This is a genomic window from Streptomyces sp. NPDC057424, assembly GCF_042803315.1.
GTDB lineage: Bacteria > Actinomycetota > Actinomycetes > Streptomycetales > Streptomycetaceae > Streptomyces.
In genome coordinates this window covers 1-5045 of record NZ_JBHVCP010000118.1, presented here as the reverse complement: position 1 = coordinate 5045, position 5045 = coordinate 1, and the positions used below count along the sequence as shown (strand labels likewise).

Below are 5045 nucleotides of genomic sequence, written 5' to 3'. Positions count from 1 at the left end.
GCCGCAGCGTGTGCACGCTGCGGCCCCGCCGCATGAGGCCGAGGAACATCAGCGCGGGCCGTACTCCTCGGCCCACGCCTCGACCGAGTCCGCTGCCCGGTCGAAGGCCTCCGCGCGGCCCAGGAAGTCCGCGTCGTGCGTCGTCATCAGGGGCACCGGCCCGGCAGCGCCCCCGCCCTGGCGTCCGAGCAGCAGCGCCTGCCCCTGCACGGTGCGGGGCAGTCCCAGCCAGCGCACCGGCTGCTGCACCGTACGCACGGAGACGACCTGCTCCCAGGACGCCGTACGCGTCGTGAGGAAACCCACGTGCCGCAGCCCACGCGCGCTGACCCACACGCCCATGCGCAGCAGCCGCAGCGCCGCGGCGATGACGAGCAGCGCCAGGCCGAACACCACCGCGGCCGATGTCAGTTCGGCCGTCGCGGCGATGATGACCGCCGCGAACAGCACGAACGAGGCGAGCAGCAGGGCGAGCGCCGCGACACCGACGCGCCACGGCCCCGGCCGGTACGGCCGCCGCCAGCGGTCACGGTCGTCGTGGGGCAGCGGAACGTCGTCCGCCGCCTCGAAAACGCGGTCGGCCGTCAGGAAGGGCAGGGGCACGGCGGGTCCTCACTCGATCCATGCGTGGGCTGTGCCCGGTGAGGCTACCGATCTGTGTCCCCGGTCACCACTGGCGGGGGGCCGGATGGAGTCACCCCCGGCCTGGGGCGGTTCAGCGCTTCTCGGACGCCTGCGACTGCTGAGGCTGATGGCCCGTCTGGTCGGGCGGCGTCAGCGCGGGTGTCCCGATGATCAGGGACCCCGCGAGCCCCGCCACGATGGTGAGCCCCAGCAGCCAACGGCCGGCCATCTGACCGACGGACGGCCGCTCGCGCGGTGGGGGAGTGACATTGCTGCGGAACCTGTCGGCCTCGGCGACGAAGGCAAACGGTACGGGTTCACGCCGACCGAACATCAGGGGTGCGTCTCCTTCAAGGGTGGAACGGATCACTTTCGTCTGTAGAGACGAACGAACTCCCTCAGAGGTGCCCCGTTTCACCGACTTCATTGCGGCACGGCACCGATCGGACCTATTTCGCCGGGCCGTAGAGTGGCGTCGCCACACGACGAGATGGGAAGGCCCTGCCAACCGTGACCGACACCCCCGCCGACGACCTCAAGCCCAGCTACCGCAGCGATGTCACCGTCGAGCTGGTCAAGCACACCGCATCCGACGCGGACGTCCTCTTCGCCGCCCGCGTCTCGACCCTCGGCGAGCAGTCCCTTGAGGAGCTGACCAAGGACCCCGAGCGTTCCAAGGGCCTGATCAACTACCTGATGCGCGACCGGCACGGCAGTCCCTTCGAGCACAACTCGATGACCTTCCTCATCAGCGCCCCGATCTTCGTCTTCCGCGAGTTCATGCGGCACCGCGTCGGCTGGTCGTACAACGAGGAGAGCGGCCGCTACCGCGAGCTCCAGCCCGTCTTCTACGTCCCGGACGAGTCCCGCAAGCTGGTCCAGGAGGGCCGCCCGGGCAAGTACGTCTTCGTGGAGGGCACCCAGGCCCAGCAGGAGCTGGTCGGCCGCGTCATGGAGGACTCGTACCGGCAGGCGTACGAGGCATACCAGGAGATGCTCGCCGCCGGCGTCGCCCGCGAGGTAGCCCGTGCGGTCCTCCCGGTCGGCCTGTACTCCTCGATGTACGCCACGTGCAACGCCCGCTCGCTGATGCACTTCCTCGGCCTGCGCACCCAGCACGAGCTGGCGAAGGTCCCGTCCTTCCCGCAGCGCGAGATCGAGATGGTCGGCGAGAAGATGGAGGCCGAGTGGTCCCGGCTCATGCCGCTCACGTACGCCGCCTTCAACGCGAACGGACGCGTGGCGCCGTAACGCACGCACCCCCCGTCCCCCGGCCAGGTACAGATGTACGGTTCAGTCGCGCGAAGTGTCCGTATTGCGGCATTTGGAGAAGTTCATCTAGCCTGATCAAACGGGTCCGGCACTGCTTGAACCCCCGAGCAGGCAGTGCCGGGCTCCACCTTTGTCACGACTTGTCGCCTGCCCCGTGGGCAGACCCGGTCCTGAGCAACGAGTAGCGTGTAACCCATGGCTCCGACCTCGACTCCGCAGACCCCCTTCGGGCGGGTCCTCACCGCCATGGTCACGCCCTTCACGGCGGACGGCGCACTCGACCTCGACGGCGCGCAGCGGCTCGCCGCCCACCTGGTGGACGCAGGCAACGACGGCCTGGTCATCAACGGCACCACCGGCGAGTCCCCGACCACCAGCGACGCGGAGAAAGCGGATCTCGTACGGGCGGTCCTGGAGGCGGTCGGCGACCGCGCCCACGTGGTGGCCGGAGTCGGCACCAACGACACCCACCACAGCATGCAACTCGCCCGGGCGGCGGAGCGCACCGGCGCGCACGGCCTGCTCGTCGTGACCCCGTACTACAACAAGCCCCCGCAGGAAGGCCTCTACCGGCACTTCACGGCCATCGCCGACACCACCGGCCTCCCGGTGATGCTCTACGACATCCCCGGCCGCAGCGGCGTCCCGATCAACACCGAGACGCTCGTCCGGCTCGCCGAGCACCCGCGGATCGTCGCAAACAAGGACGCCAAGGGCGACCTCGGCCGCGCCAGCTGGGCCATCGCCCGCTCCGGCCTCGCCTGGTACTCCGGCGACGACATGCTGAACCTGCCCCTGCTCTCGGTCGGCGCGGTCGGCTTCGTCTCGGTCGTCGGCCACGTCGTCACCCCCGAGCTGCGCGCCCTGGTCGAGGCGTACACCTCGGGCGACGTCCAGAAGGCCACCGAGATCCACCAGAAGCTGCTCGCCGTCTACACGGGTATGTTCCGCACCCAGGGCGTGATGACGACCAAGGCGGCGCTCGCCCTGCAGGGACTGCCCGGCGGGCCGCTGCGCGCCCCCATGGTCGAGTGCGCGCCCGACGAGATCGAGCAACTCAAGATCGATCTTGCCGCCGGCGGGGTACAGCTCTGACATCAGACTTCGCGCGGACCCCCGCGCAACTGCTTCACAACTGAATAGGCGGGCCACCGGTGCCCGCACCCCACACAGACAACTGCTTCTGCACGAACGTCACGCGCGCCACGTGCCCCACCGGTACGTGGCGCGCGTGGTTGAGGAGAGTCTTTTGAGTCATCCGCATCCTGAACTCCGCACGCCCCCGCCGCTCTCCGAGGGCGGCCTGCGCGTCACCCCGCTCGGCGGCCTCGGCGAAATCGGCCGGAACATGACGGTCTTCGAATTCGGCGGCCGCCTGCTGATCGTCGACTGCGGAGTGCTCTTCCCCGAGGAGGAGCAGCCCGGAATCGACCTGATCCTGCCGGACTTCTCGTCCATCAGGGACCGCCTCGACGACATCGAGGGCATCGTGCTCACGCACGGGCACGAGGACCACATCGGCGGTGTCCCCTTCCTCCTGCGCGAGAAGCCGGACATCCCGCTGATCGGCTCCAAGCTGACCCTCGCCCTCATCGAGGCCAAGCTCCAGGAGCACCGCATCCGCCCGTACACCCTGGAGGTGGCGGAGGGGCACCGCGAGCGGATCGGCCCCTTCGACTGCGAGTTCATCGCGGTCAACCACTCCATCCCGGACGCGCTGGCCGTGGCCATCCGCACCCCCGCGGGCATGGTGGTCCACACCGGCGACTTCAAGATGGACCAGCTTCCGCTGGACAGCCGCCTCACGGACCTCCACGCATTCGCACGCCTGAGCGAGGAGGGCATCGACCTCCTCCTCTCGGACTCGACGAACGCAGAGGTTCCGGGGTTCGTCCCGCCCGAGCGGGAGATCTCCAACGTCCTGCGCCAGGTCTTCGCAGGCGCCCGCAAGCGCATCATCGTCGCGAGCTTCGCCAGCCATGTGCACCGCATCCAGCAGATCCTGGACGCGGCGCACGAGTACGGCCGCCGCGTCGCCTTCGTCGGCCGCTCCATGGTCCGCAACATGGGCATCGCCCGTGACCTGGGCTATCTGAAGGTCCCCCCGGGCCTGGTCGTGGACGTCAAGACGCTCGACGACCTCCCGGACAGCGAGGTGGTCCTGGTCTGCACGGGCTCCCAGGGCGAACCGATGGCGGCCCTGTCCCGCATGGCCAACCGCGACCACCAGATCCGCATCGTCCAGGGCGACACGGTGATCCTCGCGTCGTCCCTGATCCCGGGCAACGAGAACGCGGTCTACCGCGTGATCAACGGCCTCACCCGCTGGGGCGCCAACGTGGTCCACAAGGGCAACGCCAAGGTCCACGTCTCCGGCCACGCCTCCGCGGGCGAGCTGCTGTACTTCTACAACATCTGCCGCCCGAAGAACCTCATGCCGGTGCACGGCGAGTGGCGCCACCTGCGTGCCAACGCCGAGCTGGGCGCCCTGACCGGCGTCCCGCACGACCGCATCGTCATCGCCGAGGACGGTGTCGCCGTCGACCTCGTCGCGGGCAAGGCGAAGATCTCCGGCAAGGTCCAGGCGGGCTACGTCTACGTCGACGGTCTCTCGGTCGGTGACGTGGGTGAGCCGGCCCTCAAGGACCGCAAGATCCTCGGAGACGAGGGCATCATCTCGGTCTTCGTGGTCATCGACTCGTCCACCGGGAAGATCACCGGCGGCCCGCACATCCAGGCCCGCGGCTCGGGCATCGAGGACTCCGCCTTCGGCGACGTGGCTCCCAGGATCACGGAAGTGCTCGAACGCTCCGCCCAGGACGGTGTGGTCGAACCCCACCAGCTCCAGCAGCTCGTGCGCCGCACGCTGGGCAAGTGGGTCTCGGACAACTACCGGCGCCGCCCGATGATCCTGCCTGTGGTGGTGGAGGTCTGACGGCCCGTCGGGTCTGAGCCTGCGCCAACTGGGAGCGGGGCGCCTCGATTTGCATCGGGGCGCCCCGCTCCAGTAGGTTTACAACTCCTCCCGACGGGGCACCCGGGCCAACTCAGGCACCGAGACCATGCCCAGCCGGAGAGGGAAATCCGACTCAGAAACTTCTGATAAAGTCGGAGCCGCCGGAAAGGGAAACGCGGAAGCGGGAACCTGG

5 protein-coding genes are annotated in these 5045 nt (G+C 69.1%); 3 read left to right on the top strand and 2 right to left on the bottom strand.

Annotated elements, in window-relative coordinates; translation table 11 throughout:
• Window positions 1-48: 48 nt before the first annotated feature.
• Both ACFU3E_RS38190 and ACFU3E_RS38185 read right to left on the bottom strand, forming a co-directional pair.
• Window positions 49-603 (bottom strand): hypothetical protein, encoded by a 555-nt coding sequence (locus ACFU3E_RS38190; RefSeq protein WP_384169367.1) that lies wholly within the window; start codon window positions 601-603, stop codon window positions 49-51.
• Window positions 604-715: 112 nt separating this feature from the next.
• Window positions 716-958 (bottom strand): hypothetical protein, encoded by a 243-nt coding sequence (locus ACFU3E_RS38185; protein ID WP_384169365.1) that lies wholly within the window; start codon window positions 956-958, stop codon window positions 716-718.
• 176 nt (window positions 959-1134) lie between these two features.
• Between ACFU3E_RS38185 and thyX the strand changes: the two genes are divergently transcribed.
• The 3 genes from thyX to ACFU3E_RS38170 all read left to right on the top strand — a co-directional run bounded on the left by thyX (window position 1135) and on the right by ACFU3E_RS38170 (window position 4831).
• A complete protein-coding gene (gene thyX, locus ACFU3E_RS38180) occupies window positions 1135-1875 on the top strand; it encodes an FAD-dependent thymidylate synthase (RefSeq protein WP_384169362.1) in 741 nt (246 codons plus the stop codon).
• Between the two features lie 216 nt (window positions 1876-2091).
• The gene (gene dapA / locus ACFU3E_RS38175; protein ID WP_384169359.1) at window positions 2092-2991 is read left to right on the top strand and encodes a 4-hydroxy-tetrahydrodipicolinate synthase; all 900 of its coding nucleotides are present in this window, start codon (window positions 2092-2094) and stop codon (window positions 2989-2991) included.
• 154 nt (window positions 2992-3145) lie between these two features.
• Window positions 3146-4831 (top strand): ribonuclease J, encoded by a 1686-nt coding sequence (locus ACFU3E_RS38170; RefSeq protein WP_384169356.1) that lies wholly within the window; start codon window positions 3146-3148, stop codon window positions 4829-4831.
• Window positions 4832-5045: the final 214 nt, after the last annotated feature.

Coding starts and splice junctions, on each gene's coding strand:
- dapA (WP_384169359.1), top strand. CDS start 2,092: ATGGCTCCGACCTCGACTCCGCAGACCCCCTTCGGGCGGGTCCTCACC.
- ACFU3E_RS38185 (WP_384169365.1), bottom strand. CDS start 958: ATGTTCGGTCGGCGTGAACCCGTACCGTTTGCCTTCGTCGCCGAGGCC.